We start from the raw sequence: 25,383 nt of genomic DNA on the forward strand, positions 1-25,383 counted from the left end.
GCAATGTGGCAGTTCCGTGAACGCTCAGCGCGCCCAGCTTCTCAGCAGATTGTGATAGCAGCCCGTCAGCGCGATCAGCGCGGGGTCGCGGTCGCCGACGCGGGGGCGAAGCGACTGGATGGCGATGTCCATGTCGAACAGGGTCGCGCGCTGTGCGGCGTCTGGCACCAGGCTTTCGATCCAGAAGAAGCTCGCGACCCGCGCGCCGCGCGTGACGGGGGCGACGCTGTGGAGCGTGGTGGCGGGGTATAGGATCATGTGCCCGGCGGGCAGCTTGATCGCCTTGCCATCATGCCCGTCCTCGATGATGAGTTCGCCGCCGTCATAGTCGGCTGGGTCGGACAGGAACAACGTCGCCGATAGGTCCGTGCGCAGCCGCCCCTGCCCGTCCGGCATCGGGCGAAACGCATTGTCGACATGCGTCCCGAACGCCTGTCCCCCGGCGTAGCGGTTGAACAGCGGCGGATAGACGGCGCGCGGCAGCGCGGCGGACTGGAACAGCAGGTTCGCCGCCAGCGCCGCCGCGACCTCTGCCCCCAGTTCGCGCGCTTCGACGCAATCCTGCGGCAACTGCGCATTGTCCTTGGCGAGCGCCGACTGATAGCCCGCGGTCGCCCGTCCATCGGCCCAGGGCGCGTCCGCCAGCCGGTCGCGGAACCGGCGCACCGTTTCCGCATCCAGTAGCTGCTCGATCTCGATCATCATCGGGCACGAGCCTTCAGGCTTAGAACCCCATCGTCAAGGTCAGCGTTGCCGATCGCGACGCCGCCGGGATCGACTGCCCGCTGGCGAAAGAATAGAAATAGTCGCGGTCGCCGATATTATAAACATTGGCGCGCAGGCCGAATTGCTCGTTGATCTTATACTCGGCGAAGGCGTCGAACACCGTATAGGCGGGCGCAGTGATGGTGATGTTGGCGGTCGCCGACTGGCGCACGTCGCTGGTGCGGCTCGACACATGCTGCACCCCGCCGCCGATGGTCAGCGCGTCGGTTGCGGCATAGCTGGTCCACAGATTGGCCGAGTGTTCGGGCGTGTGGTCCAGCCGCTGGCCAACCTCGAACGCCCGGTTCGATTTGGTCACTTCGCCATCGAGATAGGTATAGCCCGCAAAGATGTTCCAGCGAGGGGTGATGCGGCCCACTGCCTGAAGCTCGAGTCCCCGCACCCGCTGTTCGCCGTCGAGTACCACCGGCGGGTCGCCCGCGTTGACGCCCGGCGTACGGGCGTTGTCGCGGGTGATCTGAAACACCGCCGCCGACAGGTTGAGCGCGCCGTCCATCACGTCGATCTTGCCGCCCGCTTCCCAGGCGCGGCTGGTTTCGGGATCGACGTTGAAATTGGCGGCAGTGGTCGGGGGGTTGTTGTTGCCGCCAGCAAGTTGGACGATTTCCGCACCGCTGCCAGGTTCGAATGCGGTGCCGTACGCGACGTACAGGCTGGACGCGGGCGTCGGTTTGAACACGATCGCCGCGTTGCCGCTCAACTTGTTGTCGGTGCGCAAGAGGTCGGTGACGAAGCCGGGCGCGATGCCGATGTCGTCGAAGCCGCGCGCGCGGGTCTTTACCCGGTCGTGGCGCAGGCCGCCGACGAATTTCCATTGCTCGCCCAGCTCGACCGTGTCGAACAGATAGACGGCCAACGTCTCGACATCGGTGCGCGCACGGGTGCCGTTGTACGCGATCGGCGCGGCGAACAGGAAGGCGGGGTCAAACAGGTTCATGTTCGGGCCGTTGGCGTCCAGGCGGCGACGGTTCTCGTTGCTCTCATCGACATATTCGACACCCGCGACCACGGTATGCCGCAGCGCGCCGGTCGCGAACTCGGCCGTCAGGTTGGTTTGGTTGATGAACAACTGGTCGGTCTGGTCGCGGGGTTTGCGGTTGCCGACGGCAAGCGTGGCCGGGGTCAGCGTGGTGACGTTGCCGACGAAGCGCGGGGCGGAGGCGACCTGTTCGTTATCGACGCGGGCATAACGGGTGACGTTGCTGATCGACAGCGTCTCACCGAACTGGTGCTCGAACCGACCGGTCACCGTGTCGGTGCGAACATCGCGGTAATCGGTCGAATAGCCGTAGAAATTGTCGCGATCGACCGGCGCGACGACACCGCCGAAGGGCGAGCCCGCAAGGCTGAGGTTACGACCGTTGGGCAGGCCGAAATCGGGACGGTCATCCTGTTCGAGATGCAGGTAATTGACGATGAAGCTGGTATCGCCGCCGATGCCGAAGCCGATCGATGGCGCCACCGCCCAGCGGCGGCTGAACACCTGATCCCGGCCGGGTTCGTCGGCCGAATGCGCCATCGCGGTCAGGCGAACGGCAATGCCGCTATCGGTGTCCACAACGTAATTATAGTCGGCAGTCGCGCGGTAGAAATTGTCCGTGCCGACGCCGATTTCACCGCCGACGCGGTTGGACAAGATCGGCTGGCGCGTGACGATGTTGACCGTCCCGCCGACATTGCCGCGGCCCGCAAAGGCGGAGGCCGGCCCCTTGGTCACCTCGATCCGCTCGGCATAAAAGGGATCGCGGAAATAATTGCCGGGGTCGCGAATGCCATCGACGAAGATGTCGTCGCGCGCGGAAAATCCGCGCACGTTGAACGCATCGCCGCCGCCGGGGGGATTGCCCTCGCCCGCCTGGAAACTGACCCCGGTGATGTTGCGCATCGCGTCGCGCAGCGTCCGGCGGCCCTGTTCGGACATCAGGTCGTCTTCGACCACCGTCACCGATTGCGGCGTGTCGAGCGGGGACAGCACCTGTTGCGGCAGCGACAGGTCGTCGGTCAGATACTCGCCGGTGACCACCACCTCCTGCGGATCACCCTCGGTCACGGGCTGGGCATAGGCAGGCGCGGCGGACAAGGCGGCACCGGTGCCGAGCGCTGCGATCAACTGACGACGAAACATGCGAAACAAGCCCCCGATTATCTTTCTGGGAGGCGCGTTACTGCTTTTGATACTCGCTCGCAATAGCGTTTCGACTATGCCTTGAGATTGCTCGCGATTTCCACGAAGCGGTCGATGTCGCGCGCGTCATGATACAGGCCCAGCCCGATTCTGAGCACGTCGCCGCGCACATCGACGGTCACATTCTCGACCGCCAATTGCGCTTGCCACGTCGCCGCGTCAGGCGAGCGCAACGCGATGAACCGCGCCACCGGGTGGGTCGCGGCATTGACGTGCTTGGCGCGCGCAAGCGGCGTATCGGCCAGTCCCGCAACCAGCCGCGTGCGCAGATCATCGACATGCGTAGAGGTCACCGCCGTCGTCAGTTCCTCGCGCGCCAACATGTCGCGCACCGCGACGAAACGGTAGAGCCCGCTAGGGTCGAAGGTCGCGCCCATGAAACGCATCGCGTCGGGGGCATAGCCGACCATGCCGGGCGGCAGCGACAGGTCATCGAATTCGGCATACCAGCCGGTGATTTGGGGACGCGGTCCGAAGCCAGGCGGGCAATGCAGGAACGCGCAGCCTTCGCCTGCCATCGCGTATTTATAGCCGCCAGCGGTGTAGAAGACGCGGTCGGAAACGGCCGACAGATCGGTCTCCACTGCCATGAAGCCATGATAGCCGTCGATCACGACCCACGGCCCGTCCGGGCGCGCGAGATCGGCGAGCGCTTCGAGCGCGGCGAAAGGCGTGCCGGTGCCGAACATCATCTGGCTGACGAAGATCAGGTCGTGGTCGCCGGTGCGCGCGGCGGCGAGAAATCTAGTTTCAAAACTCCGTTCGCATTGAGCTTGTCGAAATGCTGCACTTTCTTCCTCGGAAGAAACGGACAGGGCTTCGACAAGCTCAGCCCGAACGGTTGAGGGGTTTTCGACCGCAACCCGCGTCACCTCGACCACGCCAGCCTCTTCCCAGCGCGCGACTTGCCTCCGAAAGCTGTGAAACTCGCCATCGCTTGTCAGGATACGCAGCGGTCGTCGCGGCATCGCCGATGCGACCCGCACGAGCAGGTCGTGGGTGTTGCCCGCGAACACCACGCTCGACGGATCGGGCAACCGCAATTCATCCGCGACATGCTTTTGAGCCGCAGGCCAGATGTCGCCCATCACCCGGTCCCATTTGCGATCCGCCAGCCGCGCGGCATCTTCCCATGCGGCCTGCTGACCCAGCCAACTGGCGTCGGGCCACAGGTGATGGCTGTGCGCCGCCATGTGCAGCCGATCGGGTGCCGCCGCCAAAGCGCGCGCAAACAGATGCTTGTAGCTGGTCACAGCCAGCCGCTCACAACAATGTCCTGAGCGACCATAGTTCCGGGAAGGCGCGTTTCGAAAGCGTCGATTCCAGATAGGGCACGCCCGCCGTGCCGCCGGTGCCGCGCTTGCCGCCGATGATGCGGCTGACGGTCAGGACGTGCTTGTGCCGCCACGTCGCCATGGCATCGTCGATATCGACCAGCTTTTCGGCAAGCTGGTACATCTCCCACCAGCGTGTGGTGTCGCGATACACATCGGCCCATGCCGCCTCGACCTGGGGATCGGACCGATAGGGTTGCGGCCAATCGCGGTCCAAAGCAGAAGCCGGGACGGCAAAGCCAGCGCGAGCGAGCGCCGCGTTCGCCTCGTCCCACAGGCTGGGCCGGGTTGCCGCTTCCGCCGTCATCGGCCCGTGCCGCGCGCTGTCGCGCACCCCCAACATGACCTCCACCGTGCGGAACTGGTCCGATTGAAAGCCCGACGAGGTACCGAGCACGTCGCGGAACTGGGTGTAATCGGACGGCGTCATCGTCGCCAGCACGTCCCAGCTAAGCGTCATTACCGCCTGAATCCGCGATACCCGAGCCAACGACTTATACGCCTCGACCAGCCGGTTCTCGCGCACCAGATCGATCGCGAGTGTGATCTCGGCAATCGCCTGCTTCAGCCACAGCTCTTTCGTCTGGTGGATGACGATGAACAGCAGTTCGTCGTGCCGATCCGAAATCGGATGCTGGGCGGAAAGCAGGTCGTCGAGCGCCAGATAGCGCCCATAGGTCATGTCGGTCACGTCAGCGTTACCGCCCGCTCATCACGGTTGCGTCGCCACTGGCCTGCATCGCGATCAGGTGGTCGGCGCCATTCTCGCACGTCGCGCGCCAGGTCGTGGGCGTCATTTCCGGCTCGATCTCGGCGCTAGTCACTTCCTGGCAGGGCAATCCGGCATCGCGGATCGCGCGGAACATGACGCCGCGGCGCTGCGCTTCGTTGAGTGCCAGGACTTCGGCCACGTAATTCGTGGTGTCCGCCGCTTCGTTCGCGGTCACGTTTTCGGGTTCCGCGGCTTGCTGGCCGCACGCCGTCAGCAGCAGCGCGCCTGCCATCGTTGCGAGCAGTTTGATCGATGCGTTCATTCGTCCCTCCATCGGTTCGCGCCCTTGTTTCGCGCGCGTGACGCCGGGTCAACCGATGAGGAGCCGAAAAGTTGACACGCCCGCACAGGAACGCAAAACCGGCCTTACCAATGAAGAGGGGGCGCGGGTGAACATCGGTCGTTGGATCGTCATGGCATGGGCGCTGATGCTGGCGGGTTGCACCACGCCACACGTCACTCAGGGTGGCGCTGTCCGCGCGGTCACCGATTTGTCGAACGGATGGCGCTTTCACCTGGGTGAACCTGCGACCGATCCCAGCCGCGCCGAGTTCGACGATGCCGGCTGGCAAGCAGTGGATGCCCCGCATACGTGGAACGCGCTGGGGGAATATCGCATCGGGCGCACCGACGCGACGCGCAACGTCCAGGGGATCGGCTGGTATCGAAGGACCATCGATCGCGCTCAACTACCCGACCGCGCGCGCCATTTTCTGCAGTTCGACGGGGTTGGGAACATCGCCGATGTGTGGGTCAACGGGCGGCACCTCACCCAGCACAAGGGCGCGTTCAGCCGGTTCCGGTTCGACGTCACCGACCATCTGACACCGGGGCGCAACGTCATCGCGGTGCGCGCCGACAATAGCGAGCGCAAGCCAGGCTCCTCGACCCAGCATGTCATCCCCCTGCTCGGCGATTTCTTCATGCACGGTGGTCTCTATCGCGGCGTATCGATGGTGAGTGCGGGCGACGCGCATATCGCGCTCGACGACCATGGCGGCACCGGGGTGTATGCGCGCACTACGCGGATCGGCACGGAGGCGGCAGACGTGTCCGTGCTGACGCGCCTGACCCATTCGGGCGGCGGGGCGGAGGGACTGGTCACCACCCGGCTGATCGACGCCGACGGTCGGACCGCGGCGACCGCGACGCAGCCGGTGGCGTTAGGTGCAGGACGCAGCGAAGCACGCCAGACGCTTTCGGTGGCCGCGCCGCGCCTGTGGGACGGTCAGCGCGACCCGCATCTCTATCGGCTCATCGCTGAACTCGCGATCGACGGACGCCTCGTCGACCGGGTCGAGGACCGGTTCGGCATCCGCGCATTCCGCGTCGATCCGAACAAGGGGTTCTTCCTCAACGGCCGTCACCTGCCGCTGAAGGGCGTGTCGCGACATCAGGATTATCTGGGCAAGGGCTGGGCGCTGACTCCAGAGGATCACGTCCGCGACATGGATTTGATCGAGGAGATGGGCGCGAACTCGGTTCGGTTCGCGCATTACCAGCACGCGCCCGAATGGTTCGCGCTGAACGACGAGCGCGGCATGATCGTCTGGGCCGAACTCGCCTTCGTCAACAAGGTCGCGTTTGATAACAGCGAAGCACATCCCGAGCTGGTCGAGAATGCCCGCACCCAGTTGGTCGAGCAGATCCGCCAGCATTACAACAGCCCGTCGGTCGTCACCTGGGGGATCGGCAACGAGGTCGACATCGATCTCGCCTTCAACCGGCTGGGGCCGAAAGCCGATGCACGGCCGCTGCTGCGCGAACTCCATGCGCTGTCGAAGCGCGAAGACCCCGACCGGCTGACGGTGATCGCCGATTGCTGCGAGGATACGCCGGGCGACAAGGCACCCTATCTGCCCGTGCTGTCGGGTATCGCCGACCTGATGGGGTATAACCGCTATTATGGCTGGTATTATGGGGAGGTCGACGACCTCGGCCCGCATCTCGACGCGCTCCACGCCAAGCATCCCGACTTACCGATTTCGGTCAGCGAATATGGCGCAGGCGCGGCACTGACCCAGCATAGCGACGATCCCGAAGGTGGGCCGATCGCGTTCAGCGGACGACCGCATCCGGAAGCCTTCCAGAGCTGGTATCACGAACAGCATTGGCCGCAGATCGCCGAGCGCCGCTATCTCTGGGGATCGTGGATTTGGAACATGTTCGATTTCTCGTCGACCGTCCGGCAGGAAGGCGATGCGACCGACATCAATGACAAGGGGCTGGTGAGTTTCGACCGCAAGACGCGCAAGGATGCGTTCTTCTATTACAAGGCGAACTGGTCAGACGCGCCCGTGCTGCACATCACCGGGCGGCGTTATGTGGACCGCGCCTATCCGGTCAGCGACATCCGGCTTTATTCGAACGCGGCAAGCGTGCGCGTCAGTGTCAATGGCCGCGCGCTGGGCACGCGGCCGTGTCCGGGGCGAATTTGCGTGTTCGAGGCGGTCAGGTTGGACACGGGTGCGAACCGGATCGAGGCGCGTGCCGAGGTAGGTGGCAAGACACTGAGCGACGCGATCGAATGGACCGCGCCCGATGCGCGCGGCGGACTGGCGATCAATGTCGGCGATCTGGCGGGATTCACCGCCGCCAATGGCACGCGGTACGGGTCCGACGCGTTCTTCACCGGCGGCACGGCGCGGCGGATTGCGGGCAAGGATGCCGAAGCGCTGTCGGGTGCGGGCGAGCGGGCGGCATTGGTCAGCCACCGATCGGGCGATTTCCGCTACACGCTGCCGCTGCCCGCCGGGCATTGGCGCGTGACGATCCTGTCGGTCGCACCCGATCGCACCCCGCGACGCAGCGTGGTGAAGGCCAATGGCCGGACCGTGATCGAGCGGCTTGGCAGCGCCAGACCGCTTACCGGCAGCGAAACGCACTTCGACGTGCGCACCGATGGCAACCCCCTTGACCTCGGGGTCGAAGGCAACGCCGCGGTCGCCGCGATCCGGGTGACGCCGCTGCGCTGAGTACCCTCCGACGCAAACGGCGACCGCCTCAGTCGCGCGGTGCCTGGTCCAGCCAACCGCCCGAAAAGCCCGCGCGACGCAAACCGCGAACGATGTGCGGGTTCTTGCGCATCGTCTTCCAGATCAGATCGCTGCGATAATTCTCCATCATCGCCAGGATCGGGCCTTGGTCGATGCCCAGATGATCGCGCGCGACCCAGCCGATATCGGGATGGACGGTGCCGGTCGTGACCCGTTGATCCTGGAAGGTGAAGCTGGGGTTGATCGCGTCCTTGAAGCCGTACTTCGTGTAGAAGCGATCGCCATATTTGTCCTTCATCGCCATCAGCGCGTCGATGGTGACTTCGGGCGCAAAGGGCACCGATCCACCCGCTGCGGTCGGGACCACCGTGCCGTCGTCGCGGGTAATCGTCGGCGACACCCCGCGCGCCGAATAGGTCATGAAGTTGCGGGGCTTTCCGTTGACGACGAGCCCGTCGACGCCCTTCGGTCCATCGGACGCGGTCCAGCCCCAGATGTCTCCCGAATAATCCTTCCAGTCCTGCGGATTGGCGATGCCGTATGCGCGATGAGCGAGCGTCGCGCGGCGGCTATTTTCGAAGTAATCGATCCCGCGTGACGCGATATAGGGTTCGGTGATGCCGCGGAAATCGACCCAGACATGGCTGTACTGGTGGCCGAACAGCGGCTCGAACGCTTCATATTCCTGGCCCATGAACTGGCCCCAGCGCTTGCCCAGCCCGAGCGCCCAGCCATTGTCCCAGGCGTCTTCCTTGGTCACCGGATGCGTCGGCGATGCAAGCGCGAGGATATAGACCAGCATCCCTTCGTCATAGGCGATCCAGTCGTTCGGCTCGTAGCCCCGTTCGGGCTTCCACCCCATCGCAATCCCGCGCGATTGCGGCATGTTGGCCGCGCGCGGATCGCCGGCCTTGCGCTGCATGAAGGTCCAGTCGACCCGGCTATAGATACGCTCCGCCAGATCGCGGATGCGCGCCTCCGTCGGCGTGTCGCGATCGTAATAGCTTTGGGCGAACAGGATGCCGCCCAGCAGCAAGGTGGTGTCCACGCTCGACAATTCGGTGTTGCGATAGCGATGACCGTTGCCATCCAGGAAGTGGTAGAAAAACCCCTTATGCCCCGAAACTCCGCTTTCGGCGGGGCCCATCTTGGCGTTCCAGTAATATTCGACACAGGCCAGCGTGCGTTCCGCCGCCTGTTCGCGCGTCACGTAACTACGCTCTGCACCGACGCCGTAAGCGGTAATCGCAAAGCCGGTCGCAGCGATGCTGGAAAATGGGTTGGACGGCCAACGATCGGGCGCGAGGCAGGTCTTGGGATCGGTCGTGTCCCAGAAATAGGCGAAGGTGCGCTGCTGCAAATCCTCTGCGAATGCCGCCTGATCGCGCGACATGGTGAAGTCGGCGGGCGATCCCTGCGGTGCAGCAATATCGCTGGGCGCGGACGCATAGGGCGCACAGGCGGCAACGCCTGCTCCAGCAAGCAGTGAGAGGATGAGGGGGCGGATACGCACCATTCGTCTCCTTGTGAGATAGGCAAAGAAAAAGGGGCCGGTCCGCTTGCGAAAGCGGACCGGCCCCTCGATGGGTTGGGCTTAGAAGTTGAAGCCCGCCGACAGCTTGATCGTCCTGGGCGGATTGCCGCCGGTCGCGAAGCCGACGCGTTCACGATAAACCGTATCGACCGGTGTCGTGCGCGTGTTGTCGAGCGCGCTGCTGTTATAGTTGGTGTAATTCCGGTCGTTGAACAGATTGATGATATCGACGCGGAAACGGAGTTGAGCGGTGTCGCGAAGGAAGTTCAGCGGCACATATTTGGTGACGGCGATATCCATCTGGCGGCGACCCCAACGGTCTCCATTGCCGAATGCTTCGTCGTCGAACACCACACGCTCGAACGGAACAGGGAAGCCCTGCAACTGACGAAGATAGGTGGGCGACTGGATCTGGAACTTGCCCGACAGCGCGACTCCGATCGGAAGATCGACGCTGCCCGCCGCAACAATGCGGTGACGCGGCACGCCAACAGCGAAAACGGTCGGGTAATCGTCGATCGACGGGAAATCGAGGCTGAACGCGCCCTGATCGGTCGTGTTACGATTTTCCTTGGCATGGCTGTAGGTATAGGTCGCATCGAAGCTCCACGGCGATGTCGCCGTGTACGCCTTGGTCAGCTTTACATAGCCAGTGTCGGTCGTGGTTTCCGCACCATTGTCGCCGATGATGATGCTGCCAAAGCCCGCAGGCGTGAAGCCGAAGGGCGACGAAGGCGTATCGGTGGCACTAGCCGGATTGTCGAAGAAGAAGGTGCCGTCGGGGCGACGATTGCCGAGCAGGAATACGAAGCCGTCCTTGCTTTCGATCCGGCTGTACCCGACCTCGACGTTCAACGCGTCGAAGCGCGAGCGCAGGCCCAGGCTGAACTGATCCGAATAAGGCGTCTTCAGGTCGTTTTTGATGAAGCGCAGTTCAGCGCCACCGCCGAAGGGCGCATTGGCGAGCAACTGAGCGCGCCCTGCCTCGGTCAGATAAACCGGGTCGAACGGAATACAGGTTGCAGACGGCGCGCAGACATTTTCCGGATCGCCGGTGATGAAGTTGAAGGTGCGGATCGCGTAGGAGCCGACCGAAACTTCCTGCTGGAGGAAGTCGAACTGGTTGCGGTCGTAGGACCGGCCATAGCCGCCGAACACCACGAACCGGCCATCGGCATCAAGGTCATAGCTGAACCCGATCCGCGGCTGGAACGCACCGGTGAACGCCTTACGCTCACTGCCGGTCGAGATGTAGTCGCGGATGTTGTAATCTGCGTTTTGCAGATTCGGATAAAGCGGCTGACCATTCGCGCCGCGCGTCACGCCGGTGACCAGATCGACCACGTCCTGACGATGCGCGAAGTCGAGGAACGAGGGCACTTCCTCATAATCCCAGCGCAGGCCGAGGTTGAGCGTCAGGCGATCGGTAACGTCCCAATCGTCCTGCGCATAGATGCCAAATTGCCAGTTGTTGGTGGTGACGATCGGGTTGCCCGTTCCGGTCGCCGCACCGAATTGCAACTGATAGGGGATGTCGTCATTGAACGTGCCGCCATTCGGGTTGAAGGCGGGATTGTAGACATAGAGCGGATTGAAGCGATTCAGCTGAAGCGAATTCAACTCGATCCACGACGACTTCACGCCGACCTTGATCGTGTGCCCTGCAAAGCCCGTGTAGGTGAAGTCGTCTTGGACGGTCCAACCCTTCTGGCCCTTGTCCTGATAACCACCACCACCACCGATGGTGAACAGGACGCCGCGCTGGTTGACGGTGGGCGCACCAGGCGTTGGGCCGTCATACACGAACTGGCGGCCATCGGCGAACAGCAATGGCGTCGGTGCCCAGCTCGCGTCCTGATATTCCGCCTTGAGTTCGTTCACCCAATTGTCCGCGGTATGCTCCCAACGGCCAACGATACGTAAATCCTGCGTGTTAGTGGTTGATGCGGTCTCACTCGCGCTCGTACCATTGCCCGCCCCAAAACCGCTTTCGTCGCGATACTTGCCGGACAGTTCGATCAAATCGCGCGAGGTAGGCGCGAACGTCAGCTTGCCGAAATACAGGTCCGAGTTGAAGACCGAGTTGGTCTGTCCGAAAACTCCCTGATATTCCGCGGGAAGATCGGTGATCGCGCGACCCAGGCCGGGGAAGATATCGACCGGGCGACGGATGCGCTTGCCTTCGTAAGTGGCAAAGAAGAACAAAGTGTCGGGGATGATCGGGCCGCTAAGCGCGCCACCGAACTGCATGTCCTGTGTTTCGACCTTCTCGGTGCCTGCGCTGCCGTCCGGCTGAATCGTGAACTGCTCGGCTGGCGTCTTTGCGCGCAAGTCCTGATTGGTGAAGTCGAAAAAGCCTTCGCCCTCGAACCGGTTGGTGCCCGATTTGGTGATCGCGGTGATCGCGACCGATCCGACCTGACCGAATTCGGCCTTGTAGTTGGAACTGATGACCCGGTATTCCCCGACCGCAAGCTGCGGGAACGGGTTGCCCTGCGACGAATCCTGGCCGGTGATCCCGTTCTTCAGGACGAAATCCTTCTGGCTGACGCCGTCGATATAGACGTTTACCGTGCTGGGCGAGTTCGCGCCGCCACGCAGGCTGCTGTTGCCTCCGCCATCGGTGTTGAACTGAACGCCGGGCGCCAGATCGGCGAAGGCCAGGAAGTTGCGATTGTTCTGCGGAAGCTGGTCGATCAGCCGCTGCGAAATGGTGATGCCGACTTCGCCGCCTTCCATTTCGCGGATGCGCGTGCCGGTGACGACGACGTCGCCGCCTTCGGCACCCAGATCGGCTTCGGTGGTGTCTCCGCTCGGCGCGGCCGTGGCGTCGATCCCGCCTTGCGAGAAATCGAAATCGAGTTGCGCGTTCTGCGCCACCGACAGGGTGAAGGCGTCAGTGGTGCGCGGACCACTGGAAAGCACGAATTCGAGGCGATATTCACCCGCACGCAGCGAAGGGAAATTATAGGCACCCCCAGCGCTCAGCGTCGCATTGCGACGAATATTCGTAGCGATTTCGATAGCTGTCACGCTGGTGACCGTCACGCCGCCATCGGTGGTGACCGTCCCACGCAGCGATGCGTTCGACTGTTGCGCATGGGCGGGCGCGATCGCGATGGCGGACGCCGCGGTGCCCAGCATCAGCGCGGCGGCAAGGCGTACCGCAGACGTGCGGTTGCGGTTGTGGCGGCGGTCAACTCGTTCGAACGTCATCGAAAACTCCCCTGTGGCTCTTGTTAGCGCGAACATCTTCAGCGTGCCGCTTGTGACATACGTATGCCCGTTTAATCCCCGCTCTACCCCTTATTGGTCAAGCAGATTTCGCCGGAATATGCCGCTAGCGATTCGACTTAGCAAAAAGCCAATAAAAACATCGCGTTAACCGAAAACAATGGGACTGCACTTGCCAATGCCGGGCTTGATTGGCAAGACCAAGGGGCCTTTTCGAGCCGCATTCCACGTCGATTGCGGGATTTTAGTCACACCTGCCATTCGTCTTTTCAGGAGAAGGATCCCGCATGATCGCGCGTCCATATATCGGGGCCGGGCTTACTGCCCTCGCCGCCGCACTCGCCCTTTCCGCCCCGCTTCAGGCCCGTCCATCCGACGACCAGCAGCGCCGGACCTCCTCCACAAAGCAAGTCGATGCAGCCAGTTGGCAACGCGATGATAGCGCTAAGATGGACAAGTTCATCGCCGACCTGATGGCCAAGATGACCTTGGAAGAAAAGATCGGCCAGATGACGCTGCTCACCAGCGATCTGGAATCGACCGGCCCCACCCTTCGTGAAGGCTATCGCGAGGATGTTCGCGCGGGCAAGGTCGGCGCGCTGTTCAACGCCTATACCGTCGAATATACCAGCGAACTCCAGCGCATGGCGGTCGAGGAAACGCGGCTGAAAATTCCGCTGCTGTTCGGCTATGACGTGATCCACGGCCACCGCACGATCTTCCCGATTTCGCTGGGCGAATCGGCGTCGTGGGACTTGGTCGCGATCGAACGCGCGGCGCGAGTCGCGGCCGAGGAAGCGACTGCGGAAGGGCTGCACTGGACCTTCGCACCGATGGTCGACATCTCTCGCGATGCGCGTTGGGGCCGGGTGTCCGAGGGGTCGGGCGAAGACGTCTATATGGCGAAGAAGATCGCCGAGGCGCGCGTTCGCGGGTTTCAGGGCGACGACCTGTCCGCGACCAACACGATGCTGGCGACCGTCAAGCACTATGCCGCCTATGGTGCCGCGCAGGCGGGGCGCGATTACCACACGGTCGACATCTCCGAACGCGTGCTGCGTGACACCTATCTGCCCCCGTTCAAGGCAGCCATCGATGCCGGTTCGGCCTCGATCATGACCGCATTCAACGAACTGGACGGCGTGCCTGCATCGGGCAGCAAATATCTGCTGACCGACGTGCTGCGCGATCAGTGGAATTTCCAGGGCTTCGTCGTCACCGATTACACCTCGATCAACGAAATGATCCCACACGGCTATTCCAAGGACCTGAAACAGGCGGGCGAACAGGCCGCCAATGCCGGGGTCGATATGGACATGCAGGGCGCCGTCTTCATGGGCAGCCTGGCGCAGTCGGTGAAGGAAGGAACCGTGCCGATGGCTCGCGTCGATGCCGCGGTGAAGGGCATCCTGGAGATGAAGTACCGGCTTGGCCTGTTCGAAGACCCGTTCCGCTATTCGAACCTAGAACGTCAGAAGACAGGGCTCTACAAGCCCGAATATCTGGAGGCTGCACGCGACGTCGCGCGCAAATCCATGGTGTTGCTGAAGAACCAGAACAACGCGCTGCCGCTTGCAGCGTCTGCAAAGCGCATCGCCGTCATCGGCCCGCTGGGTAATTCGAAGACCGACATGATCGGTAGCTGGTCGGCCGCGGGCGATCGCCAGACCCGGCCCGTGACCTTGCTCGAAGGATTGCAGGCACGCCGGAACGCACCGCAGATCACCTATGCCAAGGGCGCGGCGTACGAACTGGGCAGCACCGACACGTCGGGCTTTGCCGAAGCGATTGCGGCGGCGCAGAATTCGGACGTGATCGTCGCCGCGATGGGCGAGAAATGGGATATGACCGGGGAAGCGGCGAGCCGCACCGATCTGGACCTGCCGGGCACGCAGCAAGCCTTGCTCGTGGAATTGAAGAAGCTGGGCAAGCCGATCATCCTGGTGATGATGTCGGGCCGTCCGAATTCGATCCAGTGGGCGCACGACAATGTCGATGCGATCCTCCACGCCTGGTATCCAGGCACGATGGGCGGCCATGCGATCGCCGACGTGCTGTACGGCGACTACAACCCGTCGGGCAAATTGCCGGTCACCTTCCCGCGCAATGTCGGCCAAGTGCCGATCCATTACGACATGAAGAATACCGGGCGTCCGTACAGCGAGGATAACAAGGAACAGAAATATCTGTCGCGGTATCTGAACACGCCCAACTCACCGCTCTACGCATTCGGCCACGGGCTGAGCTATACGACGTTCAACTATTCGCCGGTGACGTTAAGTGCGGCAACGGTGCGCAAGGGTCAGCCTCTTACTGCGACCGTGACGGTCACCAACACCGGCAAGCGCGCGGGCGAGGAAGTCGTGCAGATGTATGTCCGCGATCTGGTCGGATCGGTCACGCGGCCGGTGCTCGAGCTGAAGCGCTGGGACAAGATTGCGCTGAAACCGGGGCAGAGCCGCCGGGTGACGTTCACCATCACCGATGCCGACCTGGCGTTCACGCGCCAGGACATGAGCTGGGGATCGGAAGCAGGCGACTTCAAACTGTTCGTCGGCACCGCTTCGGATCAGCTTCAGGAAGCGAACTTCACGCTGACCGAGTAAACCACCCCTCATCTCCCCTCCAGCGCCCGGTCGGATTGGTCTGACCGGGCGTCTTTTTTGCGCGACGCAGGCGGGTTGGCTTGTTAGGGTCGCGTGAAAGTAAATTGCGTCGCGCAAGTGGCGGGCTTGGTCTTCAACGACTTAGCGCGATCGATGCACGCGAGAGGGGTGGGAATGCGGCGGTTATACCAGCAGGTTGCGGAGCATTTGCGCGAGCAGATCGCGTCCGGCACCTATACGCTGGACCAGCGGATGCCCGCCGAACGCGATCTTGCCAAATTGTTCAACGTGTCGCGCCCCACCGTTCGCGAAGCCATCATCGCGCTGGAAATAGAGGGCCTGGTCGAGGTCCGCACGGGTTCGGGCGTCTATGTGATCAGCACCGAGCCGACCAGCGCAGGCCCGACCGATTACGATGTCGGCCCGTTCGAACTAGTCGAGGCGCGGCGCGCGATCGAGGGCGAGATTGCGGCGGCCGCAGCCGTCCACATCAACGACACGCAACTCGCGCGACTGGAACATTTGCTCCACGAAATGCAGGTCGAATATGCCACGCCGACGATCGGCGAAAATTCCGACCGCGATTTCCACATGACGATCGCCGATGCGACGCAGAACCCGGCCTTCGTCGCGGCGCTGGAACAGTTATGGAAGATGCGCGACACCAGCCCGATGCTGATCGCGATGCGCAAGGCACGCCAGGGCGGCATCGCCCCGCGTTTGCGCGATCACGAGAATATCCTGCGCGCATTGAAACGTCGCGATCCCCATGCGGCGCGAAACGCCATGCATTCGCACCTCAACCGCGTGCTGGAAAATCTGCTGCGCCAGACCGAGGTCGAGGCGATGAAGCGCGCCAAGGGCGAAGCCAATGCGCTGCGCAACCGATTCCGGGTGCCGCCGAAGAAAACTGAGGCCAATGACGCGGCTTGAGGATGGGCGAGCGGTCCGCGACCGAGCCTCAGCTCCACGTCCGCTCGAAACAAACGGGTTTGGGTTTTGCGCGGCCGTGTGGATCCGCAAACCCTAACCCCCGTTCGCACTGAGCTTGTCGAAGTGCTGCCCTTCTTCGTGCCGAACAGCGCGTGGCACGAAGAAAATAAGGACAGTGCTTCGACAGCGCTCAGCACGAACGGGGTTAAGGTAGCGTGCCTTACCGCTCGTAAGCCTTGGGCAGCGCGCCCTCCGCGGGGTTCAGATACCGTTGCAGCAACCGGTCCTGGCGATCGACCGTCGGCTGTTCCACGCCGTCGATGAACACCAGTTGGGCCGCGGTGCCAACCTGGAGCGGATCGCCGTCCCAGATCACCACGTCGCCGCGGCGACCGGCGCGCAGCGATCCGAATTCGCCGCCCATGCCCATCGCCTCTGCGGGGCGCGAACTGATGGCGGCAAAGGCTTCACCCCATTCGACCCCGGTCGCGCCGGGCACTTTGGTCAGCGCCACCAGATTGCCGGCATATTGTTTGACCAGCCGGGCCTGACGCGTCTCGTCGTCGTTGATCATGCCGATTCCGACCAGCACGCCCGCCGCCTTCATCCGCCCGACGTTCGACTGAGTGGCGCCGAGTTGCTCGAAGCTGTTGGGCAGGTCGGTCAGCGCGCTGGCGATCACCGGCACTTGTGCGGCGGCGATGTCGCGCGCCACGGTCCAGCCTTCGCTGGCGCCGACGAACACCAGATTGAGCCGAGGCATTTCGCGCTTCAGGTCGATCAGGGTCAGCATGTCGGAGCCGCGTTCGACATGGATGAGCAACGGCACGCGACCCTCGACCACCGGCACCAGAGCGTCGGCGTCGGCGCGGGTGAGCAGCGATTCCTTGCCACGGTCGAGAAAAACCGATGGGTTGCGGGCATAGGCAGCGACTTCGAACAACGTGTTCCGCAGCGACGCAAAGGCTGCCGGACGGCTTCCGCCTGCCGCACCCGCACCGGTTTCGCCATATTCCATAAACTGGAAGGCGCGCGGTCGAGTGACTGCGTCCATATCGGCCGCAAGATCGATGACTGCGCCCTGCCCGCCAAAGATCGCACCCGATGCACGCGGTGCGACGACCGCGCGGGTCAGACCCTCCGCCCGGCTGATGCCGATCGACAGGTTGCGCGGATTGACTGCAGGCACGACGTCGAGCGCGGCGTTGAACGGTGACGTGCGCGCGCGGCTGTCGTCGGTTTCCTGCACGCCGTCGACATCGACGATGCCCAAGCGGCTGAACCCGGCGAAGATACCGGGTGATACCCAGCGTCCCTCCGCGTCGATGGTGCGGACCCCTGCGGGCACCGCGACGCCGGTGCCTGCCGCAACGACGCGACCGCCGCGAATGACGACGGTGCCGCCCTCGACCGGACCCGATCCGTCACCGATGACCAGGCGGGCGTTGGTGATCGCGACGTCCTGCGCAGCGGCGGGAAGTGCGAATGCAGTCGCGGTGAGAAGCGCGGCCAGTTTCAGCTTGAAGCGGCTCATTTCACGTCTCCCTCGCCGGGCTGGCCCAGCTCGAAATCGGATACCGGGCGCAGGCGCGGGTTATTGGCGTCGAACAGCAATGCACCATCGACCCAGACGCGGTCGGGGCGGGTATAGACGCTGAACGGATCGCCGTTCCACAGCACGATATCGGCCATCTTGCCCGCGCGCAGCGAACCAGTGACATCATCGATGCCCAACGCCTTGGCGGGCGTGATCGCTGCCCAGCGCCAGGCCTGTTCCTTGGAGATGTTGATGCCCGAACGCGTAGCCGCCGCGACGACCTTGGCGATCTCCTGGTTCAGCCGCTGGATGCCGTTGGCGTCGTCCGAATGGATCAGTCCGCACGCGCCCTCTTTTTCCAGGATCGCGAGGTTTTCGGTGATCGCGTCATAGGACTCCATCTTGAAGCCCCACCAGTCCGCCCAGACCGCCGCGCAGGTGCCGTTGGCCTTCAGCAGGTCGGCGATCTTGTACGCCTCCACGGCGTGGTGGAACGCCGTGACCTTGTACCCGAACTCCTTGGCCATATCCATGACCAGCGCCATCTCGTCCGCGCGGTAGCAATGATTGTGGACGAGGATGTCGCCGTCGAGCACGCCGCGCAGCGTTTCCATCTGGAGGTCGCGCGCCGGGGCAGTGCCGCCGTCTTCCTCATACTTCACCCATTTGGTGCGGTATTCGGCTGCCTTTGCCCAGGTCGCGCGGTTTACCGCCATATTGCCCATCCGGGTGGAGGGCATCCGACCCTTGCCGCCATAGACGCGCTTGGGATTCTCGCCGCACGCCATCTTCATGCCATAAGGCGCGCCGGGGAATTTCATCGCCTGAACGGTGCGGCCATACACATTCTTAAGCGTCACCGAGCGACCGCCGAACAAATTCGCCGATCCGGGAAGGATTTGCAGCGTGGTGACGCCGCCATTGGCGAGCGCGCGGGCGAAGCCGGGGTCTTGCGGCCAGACGCTATGCTCTGCCCAGACCTCTGCCGTGACCGGGTTGGTCGCCTCGTTGCCGTCCGAATGCGCGGCAACACCGGGAGAGGGATAATTGCCGAGATGGCTGTGGACGTCGATCACGCCGGGGGTCAGCCACTTGCCTTGCCCGTCGATCACCGTCGCGCCGTCGGGTGCGGCAATCGACTGCGCGACCTCGACGATCTTGCCGTCGGCAAACAGGATCGATCCGTTATCGATCCGACCGCCTTCGCCATCCAGGATCGTGACGTTGGTGACCAGGGTCGGCTGGCCGGGAAACACACGGTACGTGCTGGGATACGGATCGCGTGCGATCGGCGTACCCTTGGTCCGGGTACCGGAATTGGACGACGCGGATTGCGTGCCCGTGTCCGGATTGGCGCAGGCGCCCAGAGCCAGCACGGCGGCCATCGCCGCGGTGGCGGTGAAACTACGAATCACGCGAAACCCCCTTATCCCTGCAGTTGGGCTTTTTCCGAGCGCGGCCATCGAACCACGCGCTGCCCTTTCCCCTAGGGTAAGCGCGAAAGGCGTTGCGTGCAAAGCGCTGATTTGCTCCAGTCGTCGCGACCGGACGGTCGGGGGGTGAATGGCGTTTCAGGGTCGATTGCCGGAGGAAAGCGCGGATACCGCGCCACCCGAAGTCGATCCCGCCGCGATTGCGACCGCACACGATGCGGTGAGAGCCGACGACACCATCCAGTTCGATCTCGCCGACCCGCCGGTTGAGGAGCCGCCGCCCGACTGGTTGCTCGCGCTGTTCAACTGGCTATCCGAATTGGGGCCGGTGTGGCGGGTGATCTTCTGGGGGCTGATCGTGCTGGCCGTGGTCGCGCTGATCGTGGCATTGGTGCCGCCGCTGCGCGCATGGGTATTGGACCGCTGGACGGGGCGACCGCGCGACGTTGATGAGGCAGACGGCGGCGAATGGATGCCCGAACAGAACCGCGCCCGCGCGCTGCTCGCCGATGCCGATGCGTTGGCGCAAGCCGGGGATTATGATGCGGCGGTCCACCTGGTCCTGCTGCGCAGCATCGATGATATTGAGGCGTGGCGCGGTGACCGGCTCGCCCCTGCCCTGACCGCGCGCGACATCGCCGCTGCGCCCGACTTGCCGGGCGCAGCGCGCGGCGTGTTCGAACGTCTGGTCGCGGCGGTCGAACGCAGCCTGTTTGCCGGTCACCGGCTCGGCGCAACCGATTGGGAAAACGCTCGCGCCGATTATGCCGCAATCGCGCTGGGCACGCCATGAGCGCTTCCGCCGCTGCACCGTTCGGAGGTCGCGCGCTTAGCGTACTGATCGCGCTTGGCGTGTTGCTGATGCTCGGCTTCCTGCTGATCAGCGGGTTCGGCAATGCGCTGACGCCGGCCAATCCGCTGCATCCCAGCGCTACCTCGCGCGCGGCGATCGGGTTCGCCGGCGTGCGCGATCTGGTCGAGCGGCTGGATCTGGCGGGTGAGGACGGCGATGCGATCGGCGACTGGGATCATCCCGGCCTGCTGATCCTGACGCCGCGGGTCGATACCACCCCCGAACAGATTACCGACATCATCACCTATCGCTCGTCATCCGAACTTGCGACCTTGGTCGTGCTGCCGAAATGGGCGGTTTCCCCTGCCGAGGGGAATAGCGACTGGGCAGAGGGACACGGCCTGCTGCCGATCGGATCGATCAACGCGATCTTTCCTCAGGTCGATGACGGGATGCGGTCGACCATCGGTCGAACCGGTCCAGCCGAAACGCTTGGACCGGAAGGGTTCGTCCTCCCCGCCACCGTGCAGGCCACCCCACTCGATCCGTTCAACGAAACCGAGGCGCGCAACACCGTCGTCATCCTGACCGATCATCCGGGCGAGGTGTATTTGATGACCGACCCCGACCTAATCAACAATATCGGAATGAAATCGGCTGCCAACGCTGCAGCGGCGATCCGGTTGTTCGGGGAATTGTCCGAACTGTCCGGACCGACCGAGATCGCATTCGACCTATCGTTGCCCAAGGGTGCGGACGAGCGCAACCTGATCCAGTTGATGTTTACCCCGCCCTTTCTTGCCGTCACGATCGCGGTGTTCGCCGCCGCCTTGCTCGCCGGTCTCGCCAGCGCCAACCGGTTTGGACCCGTGCGCCGCGAAGCGCGCACGGTCGCGTTCGGAAAGGCTGCGCTGATCGACAACATCGCCAATCTGACTCGCGCCGCCGGGCGAGTCACGGGCGGCGGCAGCGCCTATGCCGATGCGTTTCGAGAGCGGATGCGAACGCGACTGCACGCCCCGCCCGCGCTCGATGGCGATGCGCTCGATGCCTGGTTTGACGCGCGTCATCCGACGCGGCGCTATAGCGAGATCGACCGGCGGCTACGCGCCGCCCGTACCGAAGCCGCGCTGCTGAATGCGGCGCGCGACATGCACGATTGGCAAAGGGAAGTTCAGGGATGAAGGTTGAAGACGTCGCCGCGCTGGGACGCGCGATCGAGGATGAGGTCGCAAAGGCCGTGATCGGCCAGGCGCCCACCGTCCGCTTCCTGAGCATCGCGCTCTTGTCGATGGGGCATGTTCTGCTGGAAGGCCCGCCGGGCACGGCCAAGACGTTGCTCGCGCAGAGCTTTGCGCGCGCGCTTCATCTCGATTTCGGGCGCATCCAGTTCACCCCCGATCTGATGCCCGGCGACCTGATCGGATCGAACCTGTTCAATTTCCAGACCAGCCAGTTCGAACTGACGCGCGGGCCGGTATTCTGCGAAATCCTGCTCGCGGATGAAATCAACCGCACCCCGCCCAAGACGCAAGCCGCGCTGCTGGAGGCGATGCAGGAACGCAGCATCACGCTCGACGGGCGGACCGAGCGATTGTCGGATCGCTTCACCGTGATCGCGACGCAGAACCCGATCGAACAGCAGGGCGTCTATCCGCTGCCCGAAGCACAGCTCGACCGCTTCCTGTTCAAACTCTCGGTCGATTATCCCGATGCCGATGCCGAGCGCCAGATCGTCGCGCGGTACGGCACGCGCAGCGGCACGCCCCGGCCGGAGCAAAGCGGCGTGGGGGCAGTCGCCGACGCCGCGCAGATTGCCGCTGCGATCGACGCGGTGGCAGAAGTGCGGCTGGCGGATGAAGTGATCGATTATGTCGTGGCGCTGGTCCGCGCCACGCGGTTGCATCCCGACCTGACATCGGGCGCATCGTCGCGGGCGGCGGCGGCGCTGGCGGGGGCGGCGCGAGCGGCGGCAGCGCTCGACGCGCGCGATTACGTCATCCCCGACGATGTGAAGGCGCTGGCACCCGCATTGCTGCGCCACCGGCTGATCCTGTCGCCCTCGGCGGAAATCGACGGGCGACGGATCGACGACATCGTCGCCGAACTGATCGACGCGACGGAAGCGCCGCGTTGATCTATCCCACCCAGCGTGCGGTGGTGCTTGCCGCGCTCGGCGCGCCCGCCGGGCTGGTCATCGGCGTGGCGTCGCCGGGCGGCTGGGCAGTGGCCTTGTTATGGGTTCTGTTGATCGTCGCGCTGACTGTCGTCGATGCGGTGATGGCACGCCCGATCGCCGGCACGCTGGCGGTCGATATGCCGGGCGTTGTCGGGGTCGGCGATCGGTTCGACGTGCGTCCCTCGCTGGTGGGCGGCGATGCTCAGCGAAGCGCATTCGCGGGCGATCTCGGCCCACCTGCCGAACCCGCCGATCGGACGACCTACCGCGCGACGCGTCGTGGTACGGCACGGCTGAACGCCGCATGGGCGCGGCGCGCGGGGCCGTTGGGGCTGGCATGGCGACAGAAACGCGCACGCGGCGAAGGCAGCGTCGCGATCCTCCCCAATCTGCGCGCGGTGCGCGAACAGGGCATGAAGCAGTTCCTGCGCGCGCAGCAACACGGCCTGCGGATGCGGCCCGAAGCGGGCGACGGCAACGAATTCCAGGCGCTGACCGAGTTTCAGCCCGGCATGGCGCGGCGCGCGATCGACTGGAAGGCATCGGCCAAGCATCTCTCGCTGCTCGCCCGCGAATACCGCACCGAGCGTGCCAACAATCTGGTGTTCGCGATCGATGCTGGTCGCGCGATGAGCGATCCGGTCGGCGACGTGCCGCGCATCGACCGCGCCGTGTCCGCCGCATTGCTGTCGGCATTCGTCGCGCTGCGGTCGGGCGATCATGTTCGCCTGTTCGGCTTTGCCGGGCGGCCCAGTATCGATAGCGGCAATCTGGCGGGGATGCGCGCCTTTGCCCAGCTGCACCGCGCCGCTGCCGAGATCGATTATGCCGCCGAGGAGGCGAACTACACATTGTCCCTGGTGACGCTCGACCAGCGATTGCAGCGCCGATCGATCGTGCTGCTGTTCACCGAATTCACCGATCCGACCAGCGCCGAACTGATGATCGCAGCGGCGCGCCGGATGGTCCGGCGACACCGGGTGGTCTTCGTCCTGTTCGCGGACACCGAGCTCGACGATATCGCGACTGCCTATCCCCAGGCTGCCGACGACATCACGCGCGCCAATGTCGCGGCCACGCTGCTGCGCGAACGCCGCATCGTGATCGAACGGTTGAAGCGGCTGGGGATCGACGTGGTCGAGGCGGCACCCGATGCGATGCCGCTGGCGCTGGTCGAACGCTATCTGACGTTGCGGGAACGCGCATGACCGACGCTGCCCGCCCGCTTTTTTCCGCCGCGCTGTTCCGCGCCGAGCGCGAGGCCGATTGGTCGCGGCTGGAGGCATTGCTCGACCGGGTCGAGAAAGGATCGGCGCGGCGCTTGTCCGACGACGACCTGACCGATTTGCCGCGGCTCTACCGCGCGACGCTGTCGGCGCTGTCGATCGCGCGCGAAACCTCACTCGACGCAGCCCTTATCGCCTATCTGGAGTCGCTCAGCCGACGCGCCTATTTCATCCTCTATTCGGCGCGCGAGCCTTGGGGGGCAAAGCTCCGCAGCTTTGCCGCACGCGGGCTGCCCGGTGCCGTGCGCGCGATCGTGCCCGAGACGCTGGTCGTCGCCCTGCTGTTCTTCGCCAGCGCGCTCGGCGGCTATTTCCTCGTCACCGCCGACCCCGAATGGTTCGGGGGCATCGTGTCCGCCGACATGGCCAGCGGACGCGATATGGAGGCGAGCGCCGACTATCTCCGTTCGACGCTATACGATCCGCCCGAAGGCGGCGGGCTGGAGGTGTTCGCGACGATGCTGTTCACCAACAATGCCGGGGTGGCGATCCTGGCATTTGCGCTGGGCTTTGCGTTCGGCGTGCCGACCCTGTTGCTGATCGCGGCCAATGGCGCGCTGATCGGCGCGTTCTATGCAGCCTTCGTGCCGCACGGACTGGGACCGAACCTGACCGGATGGCTGATGATCCACGGCACCACCGAGATATTGGCGATCATCCTGTCGGGTGCGGCAGGTCTGCATATCGGGCGCGCGGTCGCCTTTCCGGGGGATCGCACGCGGATGGCGGCGGCGTCGGATGCCGGACGGCGCAGCGCAAAGGTGATGATCGGCGTGGTCGCGATGATGGTCGTCGCCGGACTGCTCGAAGGGTTCGGACGTCAGCTGATCAGCCAAGATTTGCCGCGTTATGCGGTCGGGATCGTGATGCTCGCGTTCTGGACGGTCTATTTCTACGGACAGCGCAGCGCGCGCGATCATGGCTAGGCCGCCTCGCACCCTGGACCGCGCACTGGTGACGCCGGAGGGCGTGCGGCTCGACATCCGCCTGGCGAGCGTATCGGCACGCGCGGGCGCATTGCTGATCGACCTGTTGCTGATGGTGGTCATCCTGGCGCTGCTGACCTGGGGAGCGGTGTCGCTGGCGCAGACCGGCACCGCGCAAAACCTGGTCCAGATCATCTGGATGCTGGGCTTCTTCACGCTTCGGAATTTCTATTTCATCGCCTTCGAAAGCGGCGCGCGCGCCGCGACGATCGGCAAGCGACTGGTGAAATTGCGCGTCGTTGCGCGTGACGGCGGGCGGCTGACGACCGGCGCGGTGGTGGCCCGCAATTTGATGCGCGAGATCGAGTTGATGCTCCCCCTCCTCACCATGCTCTATGCGATCGGGACCGACAATGCGGCGGGCTGGTTCGCGCTCGGCTGGTGCCTGTTGTTCGTGGCATTGCCGCTGTGCAACCGCGACCGCCTGCGCGGCGGCGATATCGTCGCGGGCACCTGGGTCGTCGAACATGAGCGGCACAAGATCGGCATCGACCTGCTCGATCGCGTGACCGAGACTGACGACGCGCCGCGATTCAGCGCCGAGGACCTCGCCGTTTACGGCGCATTCGAACTCCAGAAACTCGAAGCGGTGCTGCGCCGAAACGACGAAAAAGCGATCGAAGCGGTGGCGACGACCATCCGGGGGAAGCTGGGACGGACCGACTGGGGCGACGACCGTTTGTTCCTCGATGCCTACTACGCAGCGCTGCGCGTCGAGCTTGAGGGCGGATTGCTGATGGGACGCCGCAAGATCGACAAGTTCGATACCACTTAACGCCTCGCCCTCCG

General features: G+C 64.2%; 18 protein-coding genes. 9 read left to right on the forward strand and 9 right to left on the reverse strand.

Annotated elements, in window-relative coordinates; all coding sequences use genetic code 11:
- Window positions 1-24: 24 nt before the first annotated feature.
- From ENHY17A_RS02755 to ENHY17A_RS02775, 5 genes are all read right to left on the reverse strand, one after another.
- Window positions 25-705 (reverse strand): Fe2+-dependent dioxygenase, encoded by a 681-nt coding sequence (locus ENHY17A_RS02755; protein ID WP_159709854.1) that lies wholly within the window; start codon window positions 703-705, stop codon window positions 25-27.
- A gap of 19 nt (window positions 706-724) precedes the next feature.
- Window positions 725-2,911, reverse strand: a complete 2,187-nt coding sequence (locus ENHY17A_RS02760; RefSeq protein WP_236547710.1) for a TonB-dependent receptor — start codon at window positions 2,909-2,911, stop codon at window positions 725-727.
- Window positions 2,912-2,985: 74 nt separating this feature from the next.
- On the reverse strand, window positions 2,986-4,224 hold the full coding sequence (locus tag ENHY17A_RS02765; protein ID WP_159709858.1) for a class V aminotransferase: 1,239 nt from the start codon (window positions 4,222-4,224) through the stop codon (window positions 2,986-2,988).
- A 10-nt stretch (window positions 4,225-4,234) separates the two neighbouring features.
- The gene (locus tag ENHY17A_RS02770) at window positions 4,235-4,987 is read right to left on the reverse strand and encodes a tryptophan 2,3-dioxygenase (protein ID WP_443018302.1); all 753 of its coding nucleotides are present in this window, start codon (window positions 4,985-4,987) and stop codon (window positions 4,235-4,237) included.
- A 16-nt stretch (window positions 4,988-5,003) separates the two neighbouring features.
- A complete protein-coding gene (locus ENHY17A_RS02775; protein WP_159709862.1) occupies window positions 5,004-5,339 on the reverse strand; it encodes a hypothetical protein in 336 nt (111 codons plus the stop codon).
- Window positions 5,340-5,466: 127 nt separating this feature from the next.
- On the opposite strand from ENHY17A_RS02775, the gene ENHY17A_RS02780 reads away from it, so the two are divergent.
- Window positions 5,467-8,052, forward strand: a complete 2,586-nt coding sequence (locus ENHY17A_RS02780) for a glycoside hydrolase family 2 protein (protein WP_236547711.1) — start codon at window positions 5,467-5,469, stop codon at window positions 8,050-8,052.
- A 28-nt stretch (window positions 8,053-8,080) separates the two neighbouring features.
- Here the strand turns inward: ENHY17A_RS02780 and ENHY17A_RS02785 are convergent, their stop codons facing one another.
- Both ENHY17A_RS02785 and ENHY17A_RS02790 read right to left on the reverse strand, forming a co-directional pair.
- On the reverse strand, window positions 8,081-9,589 hold the full coding sequence (locus ENHY17A_RS02785; RefSeq protein WP_159709864.1) for a glucoamylase family protein: 1,509 nt from the start codon (window positions 9,587-9,589) through the stop codon (window positions 8,081-8,083).
- Between the two features lie 78 nt (window positions 9,590-9,667).
- Window positions 9,668-12,823, reverse strand: a complete 3,156-nt coding sequence (locus ENHY17A_RS02790) for a TonB-dependent receptor domain-containing protein (RefSeq protein WP_159709866.1) — start codon at window positions 12,821-12,823, stop codon at window positions 9,668-9,670.
- Between the two features lie 305 nt (window positions 12,824-13,128).
- On the opposite strand from ENHY17A_RS02790, the gene bglX reads away from it, so the two are divergent.
- Both bglX and ENHY17A_RS02800 read left to right on the forward strand, forming a co-directional pair.
- The gene (bglX, locus tag ENHY17A_RS02795) at window positions 13,129-15,447 is read left to right on the forward strand and encodes a beta-glucosidase BglX (protein ID WP_159709868.1); all 2,319 of its coding nucleotides are present in this window, start codon (window positions 13,129-13,131) and stop codon (window positions 15,445-15,447) included.
- Between the two features lie 174 nt (window positions 15,448-15,621).
- The gene (locus ENHY17A_RS02800) at window positions 15,622-16,380 is read left to right on the forward strand and encodes a FadR/GntR family transcriptional regulator (RefSeq protein WP_159709870.1); all 759 of its coding nucleotides are present in this window, start codon (window positions 15,622-15,624) and stop codon (window positions 16,378-16,380) included.
- 220 nt (window positions 16,381-16,600) lie between these two features.
- Here the strand turns inward: ENHY17A_RS02800 and ENHY17A_RS02805 are convergent, their stop codons facing one another.
- The gene (locus tag ENHY17A_RS02805) at window positions 16,601-17,914 is read right to left on the reverse strand and encodes an amidohydrolase family protein (protein WP_236547712.1); all 1,314 of its coding nucleotides are present in this window, start codon (window positions 17,912-17,914) and stop codon (window positions 16,601-16,603) included.
- A complete protein-coding gene (locus ENHY17A_RS02810; protein ID WP_201296423.1) occupies window positions 17,911-19,302 on the reverse strand; it encodes an amidohydrolase in 1,392 nt (463 codons plus the stop codon). Before ENHY17A_RS02810 ends, ENHY17A_RS02805 begins: the two co-directional genes overlap by 4 nt.
- A gap of 178 nt (window positions 19,303-19,480) precedes the next feature.
- Between ENHY17A_RS02810 and ENHY17A_RS02815 the strand changes: the two genes are divergently transcribed.
- Genes ENHY17A_RS02815 through ENHY17A_RS02840 form a run of 6 tightly spaced genes read left to right on the forward strand, consistent with a single transcriptional unit; the run spans window position 19,481 to window position 25,369 of the window.
- Window positions 19,481-20,143 (forward strand): hypothetical protein, encoded by a 663-nt coding sequence (locus ENHY17A_RS02815; protein WP_159709874.1) that lies wholly within the window; start codon window positions 19,481-19,483, stop codon window positions 20,141-20,143.
- Window positions 20,140-21,327: a hypothetical protein gene (locus ENHY17A_RS02820; protein WP_159709876.1), complete on the forward strand. Its 1,188-nt coding sequence runs from the start codon at window positions 20,140-20,142 to the stop codon at window positions 21,325-21,327. Before ENHY17A_RS02815 ends, ENHY17A_RS02820 begins: the two co-directional genes overlap by 4 nt.
- Window positions 21,324-22,280: an AAA family ATPase gene (locus ENHY17A_RS02825; RefSeq protein ID WP_159709878.1), complete on the forward strand. Its 957-nt coding sequence runs from the start codon at window positions 21,324-21,326 to the stop codon at window positions 22,278-22,280. The genes ENHY17A_RS02820 and ENHY17A_RS02825 overlap by 4 nt, the downstream gene beginning before the upstream one ends.
- Window positions 22,277-23,530, forward strand: a complete 1,254-nt coding sequence (locus ENHY17A_RS02830; RefSeq protein WP_159709880.1) for a DUF58 domain-containing protein — start codon at window positions 22,277-22,279, stop codon at window positions 23,528-23,530. Before ENHY17A_RS02825 ends, ENHY17A_RS02830 begins: the two co-directional genes overlap by 4 nt.
- Window positions 23,527-24,534 (forward strand): stage II sporulation protein M, encoded by a 1,008-nt coding sequence (locus ENHY17A_RS02835; protein ID WP_159709882.1) that lies wholly within the window; start codon window positions 23,527-23,529, stop codon window positions 24,532-24,534. The genes ENHY17A_RS02830 and ENHY17A_RS02835 overlap by 4 nt, the downstream gene beginning before the upstream one ends.
- On the forward strand, window positions 24,527-25,369 hold the full coding sequence (locus ENHY17A_RS02840) for an RDD family protein (protein WP_159709884.1): 843 nt from the start codon (window positions 24,527-24,529) through the stop codon (window positions 25,367-25,369). The genes ENHY17A_RS02835 and ENHY17A_RS02840 overlap by 8 nt, the downstream gene beginning before the upstream one ends.
- Window positions 25,370-25,383 lie beyond the last annotated feature (14 nt).

The organism is Sphingomonas sp. AX6 (assembly GCF_902506605.1).
GTDB lineage: Bacteria > Pseudomonadota > Alphaproteobacteria > Sphingomonadales > Sphingomonadaceae > Sphingomonas.

Excerpts from the sequence above, each read along its gene's own strand:
- ENHY17A_RS02755 (WP_159709854.1), bottom strand. The coding sequence starts at position 705 with ATGATGATCGAGATCGAGCAGCTACTGGATGCGGAAACGGTGCGCCGG.
- ENHY17A_RS02760 (WP_236547710.1), bottom strand. The coding sequence starts at position 2,911 with ATGTTTCGTCGTCAGTTGATCGCAGCGCTCGGCACCGGTGCCGCCTTG.
- ENHY17A_RS02770 (WP_443018302.1), bottom strand. The coding sequence starts at position 4,987 with ATGACCTATGGGCGCTATCTGGCGCTCGACGACCTGCTTTCCGCCCAG.
- ENHY17A_RS02775 (WP_159709862.1), bottom strand. The coding sequence starts at position 5,339 with ATGAACGCATCGATCAAACTGCTCGCAACGATGGCAGGCGCGCTGCTG.
- ENHY17A_RS02785 (WP_159709864.1), bottom strand. The coding sequence starts at position 9,589 with ATGGTGCGTATCCGCCCCCTCATCCTCTCACTGCTTGCTGGAGCAGGC.
- ENHY17A_RS02790 (WP_159709866.1), bottom strand. The coding sequence starts at position 12,823 with ATGACGTTCGAACGAGTTGACCGCCGCCACAACCGCAACCGCACGTCT.
- bglX (WP_159709868.1), top strand. The coding sequence starts at position 13,129 with ATGATCGCGCGTCCATATATCGGGGCCGGGCTTACTGCCCTCGCCGCC.
- ENHY17A_RS02800 (WP_159709870.1), top strand. The coding sequence starts at position 15,622 with ATGCGGCGGTTATACCAGCAGGTTGCGGAGCATTTGCGCGAGCAGATC.
- ENHY17A_RS02805 (WP_236547712.1), bottom strand. The coding sequence starts at position 17,914 with ATGAGCCGCTTCAAGCTGAAACTGGCCGCGCTTCTCACCGCGACTGCA.
- ENHY17A_RS02810 (WP_201296423.1), bottom strand. The coding sequence starts at position 19,302 with ATGGCCGCCGTGCTGGCTCTGGGCGCCTGCGCCAATCCGGACACGGGC.
- ENHY17A_RS02815 (WP_159709874.1), top strand. The coding sequence starts at position 19,481 with ATGGCGTTTCAGGGTCGATTGCCGGAGGAAAGCGCGGATACCGCGCCA.
- ENHY17A_RS02820 (WP_159709876.1), top strand. The coding sequence starts at position 20,140 with ATGAGCGCTTCCGCCGCTGCACCGTTCGGAGGTCGCGCGCTTAGCGTA.
- ENHY17A_RS02825 (WP_159709878.1), top strand. The coding sequence starts at position 21,324 with ATGAAGGTTGAAGACGTCGCCGCGCTGGGACGCGCGATCGAGGATGAG.
- ENHY17A_RS02835 (WP_159709882.1), top strand. The coding sequence starts at position 23,527 with ATGACCGACGCTGCCCGCCCGCTTTTTTCCGCCGCGCTGTTCCGCGCC.
- ENHY17A_RS02840 (WP_159709884.1), top strand. The coding sequence starts at position 24,527 with ATGGCTAGGCCGCCTCGCACCCTGGACCGCGCACTGGTGACGCCGGAG.